This is a genomic window from Gemmatimonadaceae bacterium (assembly GCA_020846935.1).
In the GTDB taxonomy this organism is placed as follows: domain Bacteria; phylum Gemmatimonadota; class Gemmatimonadetes; order Gemmatimonadales; family Gemmatimonadaceae; genus RBC101.
Window position 1 is genome coordinate 215,417 of sequence record JADLCY010000006.1, and the last position, 19,122, is coordinate 234,538.

Consider the following 19,122-nt stretch of genomic DNA (forward strand, 5'->3'; position numbering starts at 1 on the left):
TCAGGCGTTGAACGAGGAGCCGCACCCGCAGCCACCTGTGGCGTTCGGGTTCTTGAAGGTGAAACCGGAGCCCTGCATCGACGAGACGTAGTCGATGATCACCTGATTCATGTACTGCGCCGAGAACGGGTCCACGAACATCTTGAAGCCGTCCTGCGTGAGCACATAGTCGTCGTCAGCCGGGGCATCTTCGATCAGCAGGCCGTACTTGAAGCCGCTGCAGCCGCCCGGCTGGACGCTCACGCGCAGGCCACCCACGTCTGGCGACACCTGTTCGGCCTCCATGAATCGCTTGACTTCAACGGCCGCGACCGGGGTGACGGTCACGGAGACTTCCGGCTGGACGTGGGCGGACATTGGGCAAGCTCCTTCGGGTTGCGGCGTGCGTGAAACGTAGCTGCGGCTCAGGGGGTGGACAAGGAGACGTAGTCACGTGTGCTGCTTGAGGTTATCCGGGGACGTGGAGGGCGGTTCCCGGGCCGGCGGGACGGTCGGTTGGCGTGATCGGCGATCCCGCACCGCGCAGGTTCCCGTGTCCGCCGCGTGCGGTCACCGTGCCCCGATCGCCGCCATGACGGCGTCGGCGAGCGAGATCCTGACCTCGCCGATGCGTCGGTTCTCCCGAGTGGGATTCACGCGGTTGCTGAGCAGGACGACGAACACGTCGCGTTCGGGGTCGATCCAGATTGAGGTTCCCGTGAAGCCGGTATGGCCGAAGGCGCGTTTCGACATCCGGTGCCCGCCCGAATTGCTGCCATTGGCCGTCTCCCACCCGATGCCGCGCGCCGAGAGCTGCGGGACCTGTGGCGTGGTAAATCGGTCGATGGTCGCCGAGTCGAGCACCTGCACGCCATCGAGGCGGCCGTGGTTGAGCATCATTCGGCCGAAGCGCGCGAGATCGCCGGCCGTGGAGAACAGCCCGGCGTGGGACGACACGCCGCCCAGCCGATAGGCGTTCTCGTCGTGCACTTCGCCGCGCAGGTGCCGCTGTCGCCAGGGATCGACCTCGGTGGGGGCGATCTGCGACGACCACGACGACGGCGGGAGGAATCGCGTGTGCGTCATGCCTAACGGGCCGAAGACGTGCTTCCGCACATAACCGTCGAAGGACTCCCCGGACACGCGCTTCACGATCTCACCCATGAGGATCGCGCCCAGGTCGCTGTAAACCATACGGGTGTTGGGGGCCGCCTCGAGCGGCGTGGACAGCACGAGCCGAATCGCCGCGTCTTTCGTCTCCGTCTCCTTGTACAGCGGGCGCCACGCTGGCAGCCCCGCGGTGTGCGTGAGGAGATCGCGCACCTTCACCTGGTCTTTCCACGGGCCCGTCCACTCCGGCAGGTAACGCTGCACCGAGGCGGTGAGGTCGATCTTCCCCTGAGCGGTCAGCTGCATGACGGCGCTCGTGAGCGCGAGGACCTTGGTGAGGGACGCCATGTCCCAGACGGTGTTCTCGTCAGGCACCGGTGAACCGGCCGCGCGATCGAGGTGGCCGGCGACAGCCTTCGCAATGACCCCGCTGCGCGTGCCGGCGATCGCCACGGCGCCCGGGAAGGCGCTGTCGCGCATGGCACGGGTCAGTACGGCCACCATGGAGTCGTGTACCGCGCGCGAATCGATGCCGCGCGCAGCGAGCTCGGTGGTGGGCGCGGAAACGAGTGGCGATTGGCTGCCGGCGGCACACGCCGCGAGCAGCGAGAGGGACGCAACGAGGAGGCGCATGCCGCACACAATAGGGGAGAGACTGGGACGGAGCAAAGGCGACGGAATCCATACCCCCCGCATCGCCCCCCCCCGGACGAGAAGACGCGCGGATCACGCAGTTGCCACCGGAAGGCGCTCGGGCATGGGGCGCCACCGCGTTGCTGGGCCTCCCCGGCCGCCGCCGAGCCCACCTTGTGACCCCGCCGCCCGACCGAGTGTAGAATCCCCCACTCCTTCGACCCCAGCCCATGCGCCTCCGCTCCCTCGCTCTCAGCCTCGTACTCGCCGGTGCGGCCGCAGGCTGCTCCCGAAAGGTCGTCGTCACCACGCCGTCAACCCGCGATGCCGTGACCCTGCGTGTCACGAACTCGGCGGCGCAGGCGATCACCGTCGTCGTGCAGGCAAACGGCACGGACTACACGGTCGGACGCGTGGCGGCCAACTCCACCGAGATCCTCAGCGTCCCGCAAGTGGCCTCGGGCTCGACGGTACGCTTGCGCGCCACATTGGCCGACGGTTCGCGCACGTATTCGCGCGATAACGTGACCATTGCCGGCACCTTCGAATGGCGCGTCCCGTAACGGGTTGCAGGGTTGTTCGAGGCCGGTAAGCGGCGTAATTTCACGGACTTCCTTCGTTCGGCCCGACGCGTCGGCGCCACCCCCCGAACCCTCCGATGGTCACTATCTGGGAAGCGATCAAACGCGGCTATCTCCGTGTCATTGCCCCGGTGGCTGACTGGATGGTCGCGCGTCGCATCAGCCCCAATGCGATCACGACGGTGGGGACGCTGTGTTCGATGGCTGCCGGCGTCATCTATGCCACGGGACACATCTCGATCGCGGGCTGGGTGCTTGGCCTCACGGCGCTGTTCGATGTGCTCGATGGGACCGTCGCTCGGCGGACGGGTCGGGCGACCGTCTTTGGCGCGTTCTACGACTCCACCCTGGATCGCGTCGCAGACGGCGCCGTGCTCGGCGGCCTGATCGTTTTCTTCGCGCGCAACGAGATGCACCACGGCGTTCCGGACTGGATCGCCACGCCCATGGTTGGCGTCGTGCTCCTCGGCATTATCGGCACCTTCCTGACGTCGTACACGCGTGCTCGCGCCGAGAGTCTGGGCATCGACGCCAAAGTCGGCATCCTGCAGCGCCCCGAGCGTGTGACGCTGCTCTCCGCACCGCAGGCGTTCTTCGGCCTTGCCCTCGACGGGTGGGTCCTCATCGCCATCTGCATCCTGCTGTCCGTCACCGCCTGGATCACCGCCGTGCAGCGCATCATCTACGTGTACCGGGTGACGCTCGCGGTGCCCAATGGCGAGGCCACGGAACCCGAGGTCGCGCCGCTCGACACCCCGGTGCACACCGCGGCCGCATCGTCTTTGTCTCGCTAGTCGTTCTTCTCCCTTCCTCCGGCCATACCAACGTGCAGGGTTCGTCTCCCTCGACACCGCGTGTCAATATCCTCCCGGCGACGGGCAAGCTCGGCATCCTCACACCGGGCCTCGGCGCCGTTGCGACCACCTTTATTGCGGGCGTCGAGAGTGTGCGCCGAGGGCACACAAAGCCCATCGGTTCGCTGACGCAGATGGCCACCGTGCGGCTCGGGAAGCGCACCGAAGGCCGGTCGCCGCTGATCAAGGATTTCGTACCGCTGACGGGTCTGGACGACATCGTCTTCGGCGCGTGGGATCCGATCGCCGACGATGCCTACACTGCCGCGCGCAAAGCCGGCGTGCTCGAGGAACGTGATCTCGCTCCGGTGGCCGACTTTCTGAAGACCATCGTGCCGATGAAGGCCGTCTTCGACTCGCGATACGTCACTCGCCTGACAAACACGACCAACGTCAAGCAGGGAAAGAACAAGCGCGACCTCGCCGAGCAGTTGCGCCAGGACATCCGCGACTTCAAGGCGCGTACCGGGTGCGAGCGTGTCGTTGCGGTGTGGTGTGCCTCGACCGAGACGTTCATCAAGCCGGGAGCGCAGCACGCGACCGTGGCGGCGTTCGAGGCGGCGATGGAGGCGAACGACGATTCCATCGCGCCGTCGATGCTCTACGCGTGGGCCTGCATCATGGAGGGCGTGCCGTACTGCAACGGCGCCCCGAACCTCGCGGTGGACACGCCGGCCCTGATTCAGCTGGCCAACGAGAAGGGCGTGCCGATCTCGGGCAAGGACTTCAAGACCGGCCAGACGTGGATGAAGACCGTGATCGCGCCGGGGCTCAAGGCGCGCATGCTGGGCCTCGCCGGCTGGTATTCCACCAACATTCTCGGCAATCGTGACGGCGAGGTGCTCGACGATCCGGCGTCATTCAAGACCAAGGAAGAGTCCAAGCTGTCCGTCCTGCACACGATCCTGCAGCCCGAAGTCTATCCTGACCTGTACAAGGACTTCTCGCACGTCGTGCGCATCAACTACTACCCGCCGCGCGGAGACAACAAGGAAGGCTGGGACAACATCGATATCGTCGGCTGGATGGGCTATCCCATGCAGATCAAGGTGAACTTCCTCTGCCGCGATTCGATCCTGGCCGCGCCGATCGTCCTCGACCTGGCGCTCCTGTCGGACTTCGCGATGCGGGCAGGCATGAAGGGGATCCAGGAATGGCTGTCTTTCTACTACAAGAGCCCGATGGCGGCGGCCGGACTGCAACCGGAACACGACCTGTTCATCCAGCAGACCAAGCTGAAGAACACGCTGCGCCACCTCATGGGCGAAGAGCAGATCACGCACCTGGGGTTGGAGTACTACGCGTCGTGAGCGCGGTCCGGTCCCGCATGACGTCGGCTGGGCGACTCCCTCAGGTGTCACTGGCGATCGCGGTGATGGCTCTCGCCTCGGCATGTGGTCCCAAAGGGCCCCAGCCGCACCAGCGCATGTTCACGGACGACCTCGCGATTCAGATCTGGATGGATCCGGCGCCGCCGCGCGCGCTCGAGGACGTGCAGTTCCGCATCGTGGTGCGCGACAAGAAGACCGGCGAACCGGTCGAAGGTGGCCAAGGGCAGATCTTCGCGACCAATGAGGATCGCAAGAACGTCGACAACGGGTTCGAAAAGGGACCGGAGCTGGGCACCTACTACAGCAAGCTGATCTTCGTGAACGCCGGCCCGTGGGCGATCGGGATGCGCTTCCGGCGCGACTCCACGGCGCCGCTGCAGCGCACCAACGACTGGATGCAGCAAGTCTACCCCGAAACCCCGCCGGGCGAGGAAGGCAGGAAATAGTCGTCATGCGACACTTCTATCGAACGCACCTCATGCCCGCCGAGGTGATGCAGGCTGCCGACGCGTTCTTCGCGTCGCTGGGGCTCGCGACCGCCGCTTCGAGCGCGCGCGAGCGCATGTACACGGGCGTGGTCGGCACACCCGAGGTGCCTTCACGCGTGCGCCTCTCGGCGTGGGCCGAGGGGGGCCACTACACCTTCGTCGAGGTGCACACCGACCAGATGGGCGAAAGCCGCATCGACCGGAACGTGAAGCGCTTCTTTGTCGGCCTGCGACACCAGGAGGACCCCCGGTACGCGCTCGAGGCGTCGTACTGATGGCGTCGAAGGGCCCGACAACAGGAGGCAGGGGATCGAAAGCCGGGGGCAAGACGGGCACTGCCGCCCCGAAGGCGGGCGCTGCATCGCGCACGGCCGCCACGCCGCGTCCCTCGGACCGGCTGACGCGCGAGCAGAAGCTCGAGCTGTACCACTGGATGCGCCTGACGCGCACCCTCGAGGAGCGCCTGGTTGCCCTGTACCGGCAGACCAAGGTCGTGGGCGGTCTGTTCCGCTCGTTAGGCCAGGAAGCCGACGCGGTCGGTTCGTGTTTTGCCCTCGAGCGCCGCGACATCATGTCCCCGCTGATCCGCAACATGGGGGCGATGCTCGTGAAGGGCGCCACGCCGCTCGAGATCCTGCGGCAGTACATGGCCAAGGGCGACTCGCCAACACGGGGACGCGAGCTGAACATCCACTTCGGTGACCTCGATCGCGGCTTCATCGGTCAGATCTCCCCGCTGGGAGACATGGTACCGGTGATGGCGGGCGTCACGCTGTCGTTCCGGATGCGCGGTGAAGATCGCGTGGGGCTCGTCTATGTCGGCGACGGCGCGACGTCCACCGGCGCCTTCCACGAAGGCATCAACCTCGCCGCCGTGCAGCGCTGTCCGCTGGTCGTGATCGTCGAGAGCAACCAGTACGCCTACTCCACGCCCACGCACAAGCAGACGGCAGCAAAGCAGATGATCGACAAGGCCGCAGGCTACGGTGTGCCGGGGCTCCAGGCCGACGGGAACGACGTGCTTGCGGTCTACGACGCGACGAAGACGGCAGTGGACTACGCACGCGCGGGACACGGCGTGACGCTGGTCGAGCTGGTCACCTATCGCCGCAAGGGCCACGCGGAGCACGACAATCAGTCATACGTGCCCGAGGGCGAGGTCGACTGGTGGGCCGCGAACAACGACCCCATTGATCGGTATCACGCGCGCCTGCGCTCGGAATTCGCATTCACGGTCGCGGACCTCGACGCGGTGGACCAACGGGTCCGTCGTGAGGTCGACGCGGCCACCGAACTTGCGGAGCAATCTCCACAGCCGGAGCCGCTGGACGCGCTCGATGGTGTCTACGCCGACCCTCCGCGTGAAGAACCACTCTGGTTCCGGGAGGGCACGCGTTCGGCCGTCGAGCGCAATGAGCGCGCCGAAGGCTGGGGTACGTGGAACGCCAAGCCGGAGGCGCAGCGCTGATGGCCGAGATCACCTATCTGGAGGCGATCCGCCAGGCGCTCTTTGACGAGATGGAGCGCGATCCCAACGTCTTCTGCATCGGAGAGGACATCGGAAAGTTCGGCGGAGCATTCAAGGTCACCGAAGGGCTCGAGGCGAAGTTCGGCGAAGCACGCGTGATCGATTCGCCGATTTCCGAGATCGGCATTGTGGGCGCGGCGGCTGGCGCGGCGCACATGGGGCTGCGTCCCGTCGTCGAAATGCAGTTCATCGACTTCATCGCCAACGCGTACGACATCCTCACCAACTACGTGGCCACCGCGCGCTACCGCGCGTTCCTGCCGTGCCCGATGGTAGTGCGTGGCCCGAGTGGCGGCTACGTGCGCGGCGGACCGTTCCATTCGCAGAATCCCGAGGCGGGTTTCATCCACACGCCAGGCCTCAAGGTCGTTTATCCATCGACCGCCGAAGACGCCTATGGACTCATGAAGGCCGCAATCCGCGACGAGGACTGCGTGCTCTTCTTCGAACACAAGTACCTCTATCGTCGCGTGAAGGGCACGCTCCCCTCAGGAGATGGGGTCGTGCCGATCGGCAAGGCGCGCACGGCGCGGGAAGGAAAGGATCTGTCGATCCTCACCTACGCCGCCGCGACGTGGAAGGCGTTGGAAGCCGCCGAACAGCTGGAGCGCGAAGACGGCCTCTCGGTGGAGGTGATCGACCTGCGCAGCCTTGCCCCACTCGACGACGAGGCGATCCTGGCATCGGTGCGCAAGACCAGCCGCGCGCTCGTCGTGCACGAGGATACGCGCACGGGTGGCATCGCCGGAGAGATCACCGCACGCATCAACGAGTCCTGCTTTTCCTGGCTCGACGCACCGGTGATGCGCGTGACGGCGCACGACATTCCGCTCCCCTACGCGCCGCAGCTCGAGGACTTCGTGCTGCCACAGTCGAGCGACGTGGTGCGCGCGGCCCGCTGGGTCGCCGCGTACTGAGCGCAGCGGCCGATGGCCACGAATGACCAGCCCCCGACCCTGAGCAACGAGGACGCCATCTCGTTCGGTCGGCGCGTCGGCGTGGGATGTTTTACGTTGTTCGTCGGGGTGTGGAGCGGGGCGATGGTGGGAGTCCTGATCGGCAAGGTCGTCGAAGCGGCGCGCAAGGCGCCGTCGTGCGAGGGACTGCCGACCTGCAACTGGTACATCTACGCAATCGGGGGTGCGGTGGTCGGTGCACTGACACTCCCGTCCCTGGTCTTCTGGCGACTCGAACGCGGCAAGGCGCGCGGGTCCAACCTGCGAGGATAGAGCGGTGGCACGAATCGATGTGGTCATGCCCCAGATGGGGGAGTCGATCGCCGAAGGCACGATGTCGCGCTGGTTGAAGAAGGTGGGCGACAGCGTCAAGCGCGACGAACCGCTCTTCGAGATCTCGACGGACAAGGTGGACGCCGAGATCCCTGCGCCATCGGCCGGTGTGCTGGCCGAGATCCTCGTGACCGATGGGCAGACGGTGCCCGTGCAGACCGTGGTCGCGCGACTGGAAACGGACGCCAGCGTGGCGGTGTCTGCCACGGCACCAGCGCCGGCGCCCGCCGCTGCTCCGCCAGCACCCGCACCCGCGGCGTCTCCCGCGGCCGCGGCGACCGCGACAGCGTCGGCCGCGTCTCCCGTGCCAGCTCCCGCCGCCCCGCATGCGGCCGCGGGCTCGTTCGAAGACCGTGTTCGTACGAAGTCGTCGCCGCTCGTGCGCAAGATCGCCGCGGAACACGGGATCGAGATCAGTGGCCTCTCGGGTTCCGGAATCGCGGGGCGCGTGACCCGAAAGGACATCCTCGAACACATCGCCAAGGGGCCCGCTGCGCGCCCGGACAGCGCTGCCTCGAGCGGAGCGGGCACCGTGGCGCCGTCGATGTACGCGCCCGCCGGGTTCGGATTCGAGCCTCCGCAGGTCACGTCCTGGCCGGGTGATGTCGTCGAGCCGATGTCGCGTATCCGGCGGCTCACCGCCGGGCACATGGTCTACTCCAAGCACACCTCGGCGCACGTCACGTCGTTTTTTGAGGTCGACCTGACGCGAGTCGCCAGGGTCCGTGCGAAGCTGCGCGGTGCGTTCGAGGCGCAGTACGGCGAGAAGCTGACGTTCCTGCCCTTCATTACTCAAGCGGTGGTGCAGGGGCTCCGCGCGTTCCCCGTGGTGAATGCAGCGGTGCGCGGCACCGACATCGTGTTCCGCAAGCAATACAACATCGGCATTGCCGTCGCGCTCGATTGGGGCCTGATTGTTCCCGTCGTCAAGCGCGCCGACACGCTCAACCTCGTTGGCCTCACCAAGGGCATCAACGACCTCGCGACGCGTGCCCGCGGCAAGAAGCTCAAGCCTGAAGACGTGCAGGACGCCACGTTCACCATCACCAACCCAGGAGTGTTTGGTTCGGTCATGGGCACGCCGGTGATTCCGCAGCCCACGGTGGCGATCCTTGGCCTTGGCACCATCGAGAAGCGGCCGAAGGTCATGACCGGGCCGGACGGTGAGGACACCATCGCCATCCGCACCTGCTGCTACCTCTCGCTCTCCTTCGACCATCGCGTCGTCGACGGCGCGGATGCCGACCAGTTCATGGCCTTCGTGAAGAAGACCCTCGAGACGATTCCCGAGGGCGGCTACTGAAGATGGCGCGTGCCATGTTCACGCACGGACTGCACGTTCCCGCCGAGTCGCGGAGCGCGGTCCTCGCGGCGCTGCGCGAGCGCAAGGCGGCGCTCAAGGCGAACGATTGCAACTACTGGGTGTTCGAGGGTAAGGAAACGCCCGGCGTGCTGATCGAGTTCTACGAAGCCCGCGATGTCGAAACGCTCGAGCGCGCCTGCACGGCGGCCGGTCGTGCCACCGCGAGCCAGGCCATTCTCTTCGAAGTGGAGCTTTGACGATGCCCACGCGTATCCTCACGATCGATGGCACGGACTGGCGGGTCTTCCCGTCCGGTTATGTGACCCAGTACGACCGCGACGAGTTCGGGCTGATGTTCGTGACCGGGACGTTGGGCGAGCGGAAGATTCGTGTGACGCGCTACTCGCCCGTCGGCGCACGATCGCGCGAGCAGTCGCTGGCCGAGCTGCCCGACGCGGAACTCACGCGACTCTTCGAGCAGTCGCAGGCGAGCGATACGTCCCCCGAAGCCGGATACGCCAGGTGACGGACGGGCGGGCACCCGACGCGGTGCCGCCCGGCCCGTGCATCGACCTCCACCTGCACTCGACGGCGTCGGACGGATCGCGGTCGCCGGAAGACGTGGTGGCGTCGGCCCTCGCGGCGGGACTCCACACCATCGCGTTGACCGACCACGACACGGTGGCCGGAGTGGCGGCCGCGCGGAAGGCGGCCGAGGGCAGCTCCCTGACGGTCATCGCCGGGGTCGAACTCTCGGCCTACCAGGGCGACGAGGAGACGCACCTGCTCGGACTGCACATCGAAGATGTTGATGCGATGGACGCCGGGCTCCACGCCTTTCGCGAGGCGAGGCACGCACGCGGCGAGGCCATGGTGGCGCGGCTGAACGCGATCGGCGTCAAGATCACGTTCGCCGATGTGCTGGAGCAGGCCGGTGAGGGCGCGATCGGGCGACCCCACGTCGCCAAGGCGCTGGTCGAGCACGGATGGGCCCGGGATCTGCGCGATGCGTTCGATCGTTATCTCGGCAACGGCCGCCCCGCATACCTGGAGAAGCGCCGGCTGACGATGCGCGACGCCATTGCCATGGTGCACGACTGCGGTGGCCTCGCGGTCCTCGCCCACCCGGGCCAGCACGGCAACAAGGCGCGGCTCGCGGCGCTGCAGATACAGGGTCTGGATGGCGCCGAGGTGCTGCACCCCAGCCACGGGCTGGAGGATCGACGCCGGCTGCTCGAGGCCGTCGACGCGTTAGGCATGGTGCCGTCGGGCGGTTCGGACTCCCACGGCGCGGTCGAGGGCCCGCGCGTGATCGGGGCGATGCGCGTGCCGCTCGCCTGGCTCGAGCGCCAGCGCGAGCGCCTCGCCGAACGACGCCGCGGCGCGCGGGTGGCCTGAATTGTCCGCGCCCGTCGCGCTCGTCACCGGAGGCGGCAAGCGCGTCGGCGCCGTGGTGGCGCAGGCCCTCGCCGGGCGTGGCTTTCGCGTCGCGGTGCACTACAACACGTCGAGCGAAGAGGCCAGACGGACGGTGGCCGCGATCGGCCACGGTGCCAAGGCGTTCGGGGCGGAGCTTGGTGACGCGGAGGCGCCGCGCCGGCTGGTCAATGACGTGATGCAGGCATTCGGTCGCCTCGACGTCCTCGTCAACTCCGCGTCGAACTTCATCCGGGCTCCGATCGACCGTGTCGATGTCGAGACCTGGAACCGCATCCTCGACGTGAATCTGCGCGCGCCCTTCTTTCTCGCGCTGGAGGCCGCGAAGCAGATGCGCGAGGGCGGGTGCATCGTGAACATGTCGGATCTCGCCGCGTTCGAGGCATGGCCCGACTACATCCCGCACGGCGTGTCCAAGGCCGGGGTGACGTACATGACGCGCGCCCTCGCCACGCAGCTCGCGCCTCGCGTCCGGGTGAATGCCATCGCGCCAGGGGTCGTGTTGCTGCCCGACGACGCCAGCCCGGAGCAATCCGAACAGCTGCGCCGCTCCACGCCGTTGCGTCGTCACGGGTCGCCGGAGGACGTCGCGCGCGCGGTGCTCTACCTCGTCGACGCCGAGTTCGTGACCGGCGATGTACTTTTCGTCGATGGCGGGCGGCATGTGCGCCGCTGAGGTCGTGGTGGTCCGGAAGCGGTGGTCAGACGCGGCGCGAACACGCGGCATCGACGGCCGGTACGCACCGGTCCCGTGCCCACATGGAACCCTCGAGCCCGATTGACGATTGGTGGTGAACGCATCGCCTGCGGCTTCGGTGCCGCCTGTTCTCGATCTTTGACTCCACGCAACGTGCTCGCGCTCAACCCGATCCGGACCCCCCAGGCATGACCGTCCACCACTACGACCTTGTCATCACCGGCGCAGGCCCCGCGGGCATGACGGCGGCCCTCTATGGCGCCCGCGCGCTGCTTCGGACGGTGGTGCTCGAACGCGGGGAGCCCGGGGGCGAGCTGCTCAATACCGAGTACCTCGAGAACTTCATCAGCTATCCCAAGGTGCTTGGCCGCGACCTCGCCGCAAAGTTCGCGGCGCACGCCCGCGAGGCCGGTGCCGAGCTCCTGGAGTTCACGGGCGTCGACTCCGTGAGCAAGCGCTCGGATGGAATGTTCGAGACGGTCTGCGAGAATGGCGACGTGTATGTCTCACCTGCCGTCATCGTGACGGCTGGGGGCACGCCGGTGAAGCTGGGCATTCCGGGCGAGCTGGAGTACGCGGGTCGTGGCGTTTCGTACTGCGCCGTTTGCGACGCGAACTTCTTCAAGGGCCATCACATCGCCGTCGTTGGCGGGGGCGACGCCGCGGTCGAGGAGTCGGGATACCTCACCGGCTACGGCTCGAAGGTGACGCTGATTCACCGGCGAAGCGAGCTGCGGGCGTCGAAGATCCTCCAGCAGCGGCTCTTTGACAATCCGAAGATCAGCGTCATCTGGAATACCGTGGCTGAAGAGGTTCTGGGCGAAAACGGTCTCATGACCGGCTTGCGACTGCGCAACGTCGAGACGGGAGCGACGCAGGTGCTCGATGCCACGGGGCTCTTCGTCTTCGTCGGGTTCAAGCCCAACACCGGCATCATCCGCGGGCACCTGGAACACGACGTCAACGGATACGTCATCACGGACATGACGATGATGTCACCATCGGTGCCCGGCCTTTTCGTGGCGGGCGACATGCGCGCGCAACTGACGCGTCAGGTGACGACGGCCGCCGGCGACGGCACCACGGCCGCCGTCGCCGCCGAGAAGTACGTGAAGGCGTTCATGGAGGCGAAGCGCGAGCAGCGGTCCGCCGAAACGATGGAGTTCCGCGCCGTCGAGGAGTCGCACGCCGGGATTCGCGGGCTCGCGCGTTAGGCGTCGGTGACCATGCGGATCGAAGGGAGAGTGGTCGGTCCGTTCCAGGAGAACACGTGGCTGGTCGTCGATGAGGTGACCAACCGCGCCGCGCTGGTCGATCCGGGTGACGAGGGTGACGAAGTGCTGCGCATGCTCGATGCGAGCGGCGCCACGCTCGATGCCATCTGGGTGACGCACGGACACCTTGATCACATCGGTGCGATCGCCGCCGTGCGTCGCGCGCACCCCGAGGTCCCCATCTGGCTGCATCCCGATGATCTTCCCTTGTACGGCGAGGGATCCATTCGTGCCGCGCAGTATTACGGCGTTCCCTTCGAGCCGCCTCCCGCACCCGATCGCACACTCGCCGAAGGCGCCCGAGTGACGTTGGGCTCGCTGGCCTTCGACGTGTGGCACGTGCCGGGTCACGCGCCGGGCCACGTGATCTTCCACGGCCACGGCGTGGTGCTCGGTGGCGATCTGCTGTTTGCCGGATCGATCGGACGCACCGACCTTCCGCTGGCCGACGGTGCCGCGATGCAGCGGTCGCTGGCTCGCCTCGCCGGATTGCCGGCCGCGTCCATCGTGTATCCCGGGCACGGCCCCGAGACGACGATTGGCGAGGAGCTCGCCTCGAATCCGTTCCTGCGCGGAACGGCGCACCCGATCCGCCGATGAAGTAGGGTGTGTGGCCGGGCCAGGCGTCTATCTTTGCCGTTGGCGCCGGTTTGAACGCCCCGCCATCTTTTCCGCGACGTCACGCCCAACCATCGCCACATGCCCCTCCTTCGTCATTCGCCGCGTCGGCTCGGCCTGCTCGGCCTGTGCGCCGCCACCGCCTTCGTTGCGTCGTGCGACACCACCGTCGGCTTTCGCCCCAACGAACTCCTGTGGGGCTTCGTGTCCCTCTCCGCCGTGAAGAACCCGGCCGGCGAAACGCGAACCGCGCCAACGGGGACGTTCTTTCGCGGCGAAGTTTCGTCGCTCCCGAGCGCTGCGGTCCGTCCCGACACCTGCTTCCCGTCGCGCACCTACGTCCCGCCGACCAACTCGTTCGCTGGCGTGGCGTTTCTCGATGCCGGTGCGAGCATCTCGCTGAACATCGGGGGCACAACAACCGAAGTTCCGCGCATTTCGGGGGGTGGGATCACGAAGTACAACCTCGCCGCAGGCACCACTGTGGCCTATCGCCCAGGTGACTCCATCGTGGTGCGGGTACCCGGAGCCAATGGCGGCTATCCCACGACCGAGGTGCGGGGCAAGACAGCGGAGGCCTTCACCATGCAGCCGGTGACGCCACCGGCCAGCGGCTACATGCAGCTTCGCTGGACCGCAGCGAGCGACAACAACAGCGCCCTCGTCCTGAGCTTGCAGTACGCACCGGCCGGTGGCGGGAGCACCGTCTCGCGCGAGATTCTCTGCGCGTTCGCAGACGATGGCGTCGATTCCATTCCGGTGGCCAAGTACCAGGAGTGGTCCGCCGCGAGCAACGTGACGCGTCAGGTGGTCGCCAATCGACTCCGCACCGTGCTGCAGAACGTGAACGGTGGCGCGATCCAGTTCATCTCGACGTACCAGCTGCCGACGCCCACGCCGTAGGGTTCGGCAGCCTTGGTCGACGGGGCGTCGAGGCGAGGGGGCAGGCTCGAGCGTGTCCGCTCGCGTGCGTGATGCGGTCGAGCCCGGGTGACAGGGCGTGTGACCGGGGCGATCGTTGTATGGACCCGGACCCGCCCCTCTGCCCATCGCCGATCATGCGCATCGAACGCGATCCCCTCGGCCCGCTCGAGGTTCCGAGCGAGGCCCTCTACGGCGTGCAGACCATGCGCGCCGTGCAGAACTTTCCCATCTCCGGGCTTCGCCCGCTCCGTCCGTTTGTGATCGGACAGGTCTGGATCAAGCGTGCCGCGGCGCTGACGCACCGGGAGACCGGACGGCTCGATGCGCGGCGCGCCAATGCGATCGTGCAAGCCGCCGACGAGGTGCTGGCGGGTCGATACAGCGACCAGTTCGTCGTCGACCCCTACCAGGCTGGTGCCGGTACCTCGCACAACATGAACGTGAACGAGGTGCTCGCCAACCGGGCCAACGAGTTGCTCGGCGGAGCGCGCGGGACATACGATCCCGTGCATCCGAACGACCATGTGAACATGGCGCAGAGCACCAACGACACGATTCCGACGACCATCAGGCTCGCGTGTCTGTCGCAGCTCGGAGGTCTTGTCGCCGCCTTTCACGGCCTGCGCGACGCGCTCGCCGGCAAGGCCCGCGAGTTCGACGACGTGATGAAGGCCGGTCGAACCCACCTGCAGGACGCGATGCCCATCCGGCTTGGCCAGGAATTCGCCGCGTACGCGGGATCGGTCGAGCGCGGGACCAGGCGTGTCATCGAGGCCGCGGACTATCTGCGCGATCTCGGGATCGGGGGCTCGGCTGTCGGCACCGGCGTGACCGTGGAGCCGCAATATCCGGCCCTGATGAACACACACCTGCGCGCGATGACCGGCCTCGATCTGCGTGTCGGCAACGATCGCATCCAGTTGATGCAGAGCATGGGGGATGTCGCCGGGTTCAGCGCCGCGATCCGCGTGCTCGCAATAGACCTCAGCAAGATCGCGTCCGACCTGCGCCTGATGGTGATGGGGCCACGCACCGGCATCGACGAGATCACGCTTCCCGCCGTGCAGCCGGGTTCGTCGATCATGCCCGGGAAGATCAATCCCTCGATCCCCGAAATGGTCAACCAGGTCTGCTATCAGGTGATGGGCTGCGACACGACCGTCGCCGTTGCGGCCGAACACGGCCAGCTGGAACTCAACGTCATGATGCCGGTCATCGCGCACAACGTGCTGTTGTCGATGCAAATCCTCACGAATGCGGTCACGGTGCTCACCGAGCGCTGCGTGAAGGGCATTCAGGCGAACCGCGAGATGTGCGAGTACTGGGTAGAGCGTTCTGCCGCGCTCGCGACGGCGCTCATGCCGCGGATCGGCTACGCCGCCGCCGCCGAAATTTCCAAACGCTCGGTGAAGGAAGGGGTCTTGATCCGCGAGCTGGTGCGGCGAGAGGAGGTCATCCCGGAGGACGAGGTCGACGAGGTGCTCGACCTGCGTCGAATGACCGAGATCGGCGTGCCGGGCGGGGATCGCCGCTCGGTGCCGGGTGGATAGTCGGGAGATCCGCGGGAGGGCGCCCTGGTCCAGTTCTGGGCGCTTCTCAGACTTCGTTGCCGCACGCGGGGCCGGGCGGTGCCCGGAACCATTTCAGAGGCTCGGTCCCGTTGCGATCGGTCAGCCAGCTCGGAGCCCCGGCGTCGCCGCGACCGGGTTAGCTTTGGGACATGCGGATCACCACGTGGGCCGAGTATGGCGTCATCTGCGCGTTGCACCTCGCCAGGAGGCATGGCGAGGGGCCGGTCACAGGTCGCGACCTGTCAGCGCGCGAAGGGCTCCCGGCAGACTACGTCGAGCAGATCCTCCTCCGGCTGCGCCGGGCCGGGCTCATCTCCAGCACGCGTGGCGCGAGAGGCGGTTACGTCCTCGCGAGGGAGCCGGAAGCCATTTCGGTTCGGGAGATCATTGCCGCATCGGAGCTCGGCACCTTCGACCTCCATTGCATTTCGCATCCGATCACCGAAGAGCGCTGCTCCGATTCGCAGAACTGCTCGATTCGGCCCGTGTGGCTCATGCTGCAGCGTCGGATCGATGACGCGCTGGAGAGCGTACGGCTCGCCGATCTGCTGCAGGACGAGCCCAGCGTGCGCCAGCGCGTGGGACTCCCGGTTTTGCAAGCCTAGCTCGGCCGTGGCGCCATTCGGGGGACTGTTCGGCGGACGGAGTCCGCGACCGCAGGAGCGGTTCGTGCGTGACATGATGGTCGAGCCCGCGGACGAGGACGTGGCGTGGCTCGCCGCCGCTACGCAGGACGATCGGGACCGGGCGACGTGGGAGCTGCGCTACCTTCGCCGGGCGCTCGGGCTCCTCGTCGCCGAACGCGATGCACTCGATGACCGCACAGCGTCCGCCGTTGCGCACGAACTCACCGCGGCCATGAGCCAGGACCGACGCGTGGACGCGCCGCGAATCCGCCTTGCCGAGCGCCAGCTGAACGAGCGGTTATCCGCCTATCGCGAGATGATGGCAATGCGAGGGACCGCCGAGGGCCTGGAAGCCCGCGTGGGGCGGACTCTGCTGTTGCTCGCCGGTGCGACGCGCATGGGTCCGGATGATCTGGCTCAGGCCACGAGGCTTGCCACACGGTACCTCGCCGAGACCGGTGAACGGCTGCGCGTGGCATTTGGGGCGGCCACCCTGCCAGGATCGACCGGCACCTAACGCGCGGCCCGCACGTCCGGAAACGAAAACGGGGCCGCCGCCGGCCGCCTGCTGCCAGCGTTTGGCCCCGAGTGCCGAAGGGGGGACTCGAACCCCCACGGGCTGTCGCCCACTGCACCCTGAATGCAGCGCGTCTACCAGTTCCACCACTTCGGCGAGGGACGCGGAACGTAACCGGCCGATGTGATCCAAGTCAACGCGAAGGGCGATCCGATGTTACCTTTTGCCTACCATGCTCTTACGGTCCGAGTCGAGGACGTCGCCGGAGGGTTCGAACGCGCTCTGGCGCGCGCGGCTGGCCGTGCTGCTGTATGCCGGCGCGATCGCGTTTCCCGGTGTCGTCTCCCTCGCCATCAAGCGCAAACTGCTCGCCGATGAGGGCGGGGGGTACGATCTGGTCGCCTGGGCCCTCGGCCTTGCCGATGGGACACACCTCGGTGCCCTCCGGCAGGTTGCCCTGTATCGATGGGATCTCGCCGTCGTGCTGGTCGCGCTCCCGATCGGCTGGCTGCTCTTCATTCGCTGGCTCGCACCGGGCCTCCGGGCCGCACTCACCGCGTTGACGGCGATGCTTCTCGCCGTCGCGCTGTTCATTGAGCTCAAGTGCTTCTGGGAGGTTGGCACGTTCCTCCCATTGCACGTGCTCGCAGCCGGCGCCCTTGGGGCTGGCCGCAAGTTCGCTTCCGAGTACCTGCAAAAGGGCTCGCTGATCAAGCTTGGGGCCGTGCTGATGAGCGTCGTGGTTGCCACCGCGTTGGCCTGGTGGCTCGAACGAGGGGCTCGCGCTTCGACACGGGCGTTTCCGGGTTGGCGACTCTCAACCATACCGCTGGCCGCCGCCGGGCTGTTCGTCGCCCTCCCCATTGTTCCGCGGACGCCCTACGATCGCAGTGCAGCCGTGATGGCGTTGGGTGAGTTCGTGGGGCGCGGCTCAAACCAGGTTCCCGAGCGTTCCAAGGGTCAGATCGCCGTTGGCGAACTCGTGGCTCAGTACCGGGAGGTGTCGCGGGCACCCGTCCCCAACGGACGGTCTCCGTACTTCGGCAAGGCCAAGGGCTACAACGTCCTCGTGTACCTCTACGAGACGCTCCCCTTCGCCTGCTACCACGACAGCGCCACCGCCTCCTCGTATCGGGCGCTGCGTTCACTGGAGCCCAGCGCCTTCGTCGCCGAGCGTCATTACGCGACCTATCCGTACTCGCGGCGCGCGTATTTCTCGATCTACGCGGGATGGTACCCTCCTCATGGGATGCGCGACTTCACCGACGAAACCTGGGACGACGTGAACAGTCTCGGGTCGGCCGGGATGGTGCGGAGCGCACGCGACGCCGGGTACCAGACGGCTGCCTACGTGCCGGAGCACGCCGAGAGCTGGGAAAGCGACATCGTCAGATATCGCGTGCTTGGATTCGAGCGGCACGTGGTCCCGCCGAACGCCGGCACCGTCACCGTGGCGCTTCGCAACGCGCCCGATGCCCGGTTGGGCTGGCAGCGCCCACAGGACGACTCGGCCCGCGCGCTCCTCAAACGTGACATCCGCCGTGCATCGGCCGCTGGCAAGCCCTGGTTCTTCGCGTTCAATCCGCAGCTCTCTCACGGTCCGTGGCCTAACGCGTCCACCGCGGCCAGCGCCGCCGACGCGTGTGCGCGCGGTGCGGACGTTCAGGGCGAAGTCGACCGCGGGCTTGGCGAGGTGCTTTCCCTGCTCGACTCGCTCGGGCAGCGGAAACACACCATCGTCGTCGCCCTGGGCGACCATGGTCTGCGCAATCGCGCCGAGTTCCCGCTCTTCCGCGGGGCCACGCTCGACGACATCACGTTCCACGTCCCGATGCTCATCTCGGCACCGGGAGTGCTCGACTCCACGACGGCGATCCCGTGGCCCACGTCCCACGTCGATATCGCCCCCAGTGTACTCGACCTGCTCGGCATCGAAGCGGGTCGTCAGATGGAGCAGGGGAGCCCGATGTGGACTCCCGCGCTCAGGGATCGGCGCGTGTTCATCTTCGCGCAGGGGTACCTCGGCGTCGACGGGTACGTGGAGGCAGACCGTGCCGTGATGCTCAACTACATGCTGGGCAGCGTCTCGGAATCCCGGGGCCCGAAGCTCGAGTTCAGCCCGAAGCAGTTGCTGCAGGCCCGTGACTCGACGTCCGAGGCGGTGACCGCGCTCCTGTGGCGGGTCACGCAGATCCAGGACGGCTTCATGCAGCACCTGCCGTCGCTGTCCGCCGAGGCGCAGCGCCGCACGCCGCGAGAGGCGGCGGGAACCCTGGCCAATCCCGGGAGTCGTTAGGTCAGCTCGGCGTTGAAGCGACCCGCGGGCTCCCCTAGCTTTCGGGGGCCTGCTCCCTTTCTCAGC

The 19,122-nt window shown here is 67.1% G+C and carries 22 protein-coding genes and 1 tRNA gene; 20 read left to right on the forward strand and 3 right to left on the reverse strand.

All coding sequences use genetic code 11. The annotated features are described in order from the left end of the window. Entirely contained in the window at nucleotides 1–357 is a 357-nt protein-coding gene (locus IT361_08425) for an iron-sulfur cluster assembly accessory protein (GenBank protein ID MCC6317701.1), read from the reverse strand. A gap of 192 nt (nucleotides 358–549) precedes the next feature. Further along, nucleotides 550–1,722: a beta-lactamase family protein gene (locus tag IT361_08430; GenBank protein ID MCC6317702.1), complete on the reverse strand. Its 1,173-nt coding sequence runs from the start codon at nucleotides 1,720–1,722 to the stop codon at nucleotides 550–552. 230 nt (nucleotides 1,723–1,952) lie between these two features. Between IT361_08430 and IT361_08435 the strand changes: the two genes are divergently transcribed. The 19 genes from IT361_08435 (at nucleotide 1,953) to IT361_08525 (ending at nucleotide 16,760) form a co-directional block, all read left to right on the forward strand. Next, entirely contained in the window at nucleotides 1,953–2,285 is a 333-nt protein-coding gene (locus tag IT361_08435; GenBank protein ID MCC6317703.1) for a hypothetical protein, read from the forward strand. Between the two features lie 95 nt (nucleotides 2,286–2,380). Beyond that, the gene (locus IT361_08440; GenBank protein MCC6317704.1) at nucleotides 2,381–3,097 is read left to right on the forward strand and encodes a CDP-alcohol phosphatidyltransferase family protein; all 717 of its coding nucleotides are present in this window, start codon (nucleotides 2,381–2,383) and stop codon (nucleotides 3,095–3,097) included. Between the two features lie 32 nt (nucleotides 3,098–3,129). Next, nucleotides 3,130–4,467, forward strand: a complete 1,338-nt coding sequence (locus IT361_08445) for an inositol-3-phosphate synthase (protein ID MCC6317705.1) — start codon at nucleotides 3,130–3,132, stop codon at nucleotides 4,465–4,467. A gap of 116 nt (nucleotides 4,468–4,583) precedes the next feature. Continuing rightward, nucleotides 4,584–4,934, forward strand: a complete 351-nt coding sequence (locus IT361_08450; protein ID MCC6317706.1) for a hypothetical protein — start codon at nucleotides 4,584–4,586, stop codon at nucleotides 4,932–4,934. Between the two features lie 5 nt (nucleotides 4,935–4,939). Continuing rightward, nucleotides 4,940–5,251, forward strand: coding sequence for a hypothetical protein (locus IT361_08455; GenBank protein ID MCC6317707.1), 312 nt, complete (start codon nucleotides 4,940–4,942; stop codon nucleotides 5,249–5,251). Then, a complete protein-coding gene (locus IT361_08460; GenBank protein MCC6317708.1) occupies nucleotides 5,251–6,444 on the forward strand; it encodes a thiamine pyrophosphate-dependent dehydrogenase E1 component subunit alpha in 1,194 nt (397 codons plus the stop codon). The genes IT361_08455 and IT361_08460 overlap by 1 nt, the downstream gene beginning before the upstream one ends. Beyond that, entirely contained in the window at nucleotides 6,444–7,421 is a 978-nt protein-coding gene (locus tag IT361_08465; GenBank protein MCC6317709.1) for an alpha-ketoacid dehydrogenase subunit beta, read from the forward strand. The genes IT361_08460 and IT361_08465 overlap by 1 nt, the downstream gene beginning before the upstream one ends. A 12-nt stretch (nucleotides 7,422–7,433) precedes the next feature. Further along, nucleotides 7,434–7,733, forward strand: coding sequence for a hypothetical protein (locus IT361_08470; protein ID MCC6317710.1), 300 nt, complete (start codon nucleotides 7,434–7,436; stop codon nucleotides 7,731–7,733). Nucleotides 7,734–7,758: 25 nt separating this feature from the next. Beyond that, complete coding sequence (locus IT361_08475) at nucleotides 7,759–9,096, forward strand: 2-oxo acid dehydrogenase subunit E2 (protein MCC6317711.1); 1,338 nt, start codon at nucleotides 7,759–7,761, stop codon at nucleotides 9,094–9,096. Between the two features lie 14 nt (nucleotides 9,097–9,110). Continuing rightward, entirely contained in the window at nucleotides 9,111–9,353 is a 243-nt protein-coding gene (locus IT361_08480) for a hypothetical protein (protein MCC6317712.1), read from the forward strand. Between the two features lie 2 nt (nucleotides 9,354–9,355). After that, the gene (locus IT361_08485) at nucleotides 9,356–9,622 is read left to right on the forward strand and encodes a hypothetical protein (GenBank protein ID MCC6317713.1); all 267 of its coding nucleotides are present in this window, start codon (nucleotides 9,356–9,358) and stop codon (nucleotides 9,620–9,622) included. Then, nucleotides 9,619–10,494: a PHP domain-containing protein gene (locus tag IT361_08490; GenBank protein ID MCC6317714.1), complete on the forward strand. Its 876-nt coding sequence runs from the start codon at nucleotides 9,619–9,621 to the stop codon at nucleotides 10,492–10,494. The genes IT361_08485 and IT361_08490 overlap by 4 nt, the downstream gene beginning before the upstream one ends. A 1-nt stretch (nucleotide 10,495) precedes the next feature. Beyond that, a complete protein-coding gene (locus IT361_08495; GenBank protein MCC6317715.1) occupies nucleotides 10,496–11,209 on the forward strand; it encodes an SDR family oxidoreductase in 714 nt (237 codons plus the stop codon). A 209-nt stretch (nucleotides 11,210–11,418) separates the two neighbouring features. Next, nucleotides 11,419–12,444 carry an FAD-dependent oxidoreductase gene (locus tag IT361_08500; GenBank protein MCC6317716.1) on the forward strand — a complete coding sequence of 342 codons (1,026 nt, stop codon included), beginning with the start codon at nucleotides 11,419–11,421 and terminating at the stop codon, nucleotides 12,442–12,444. Between the two features lie 12 nt (nucleotides 12,445–12,456). Beyond that, entirely contained in the window at nucleotides 12,457–13,104 is a 648-nt protein-coding gene (locus IT361_08505) for an MBL fold metallo-hydrolase (GenBank protein MCC6317717.1), read from the forward strand. Between the two features lie 99 nt (nucleotides 13,105–13,203). Beyond that, nucleotides 13,204–14,025 (forward strand): hypothetical protein, encoded by an 822-nt coding sequence (locus tag IT361_08510; protein ID MCC6317718.1) that lies wholly within the window; start codon nucleotides 13,204–13,206, stop codon nucleotides 14,023–14,025. Between the two features lie 155 nt (nucleotides 14,026–14,180). Then, a complete protein-coding gene (locus tag IT361_08515) occupies nucleotides 14,181–15,596 on the forward strand; it encodes an aspartate ammonia-lyase (protein ID MCC6317719.1) in 1,416 nt (471 codons plus the stop codon). 170 nt (nucleotides 15,597–15,766) lie between these two features. Beyond that, nucleotides 15,767–16,222, forward strand: a complete 456-nt coding sequence (locus tag IT361_08520) for an Rrf2 family transcriptional regulator (protein MCC6317720.1) — start codon at nucleotides 15,767–15,769, stop codon at nucleotides 16,220–16,222. Nucleotides 16,223–16,286: 64 nt separating this feature from the next. Next, the gene (locus tag IT361_08525) at nucleotides 16,287–16,760 is read left to right on the forward strand and encodes a hypothetical protein (protein ID MCC6317721.1); all 474 of its coding nucleotides are present in this window, start codon (nucleotides 16,287–16,289) and stop codon (nucleotides 16,758–16,760) included. 72 nt (nucleotides 16,761–16,832) lie between these two features. Here the strand turns inward: IT361_08525 and IT361_08530 are convergent. Then, a tRNA-Leu gene (locus IT361_08530) sits at nucleotides 16,833–16,916 on the reverse strand. Between the two features lie 76 nt (nucleotides 16,917–16,992). On the opposite strand from IT361_08530, the gene IT361_08535 reads away from it, so the two are divergent. Continuing rightward, nucleotides 16,993–19,056 carry a sulfatase-like hydrolase/transferase gene (locus IT361_08535; protein ID MCC6317722.1) on the forward strand — a complete coding sequence of 688 codons (2,064 nt, stop codon included), beginning with the start codon at nucleotides 16,993–16,995 and terminating at the stop codon, nucleotides 19,054–19,056. The last annotated feature ends 66 nt before the right edge of the window (nucleotides 19,057–19,122 follow it).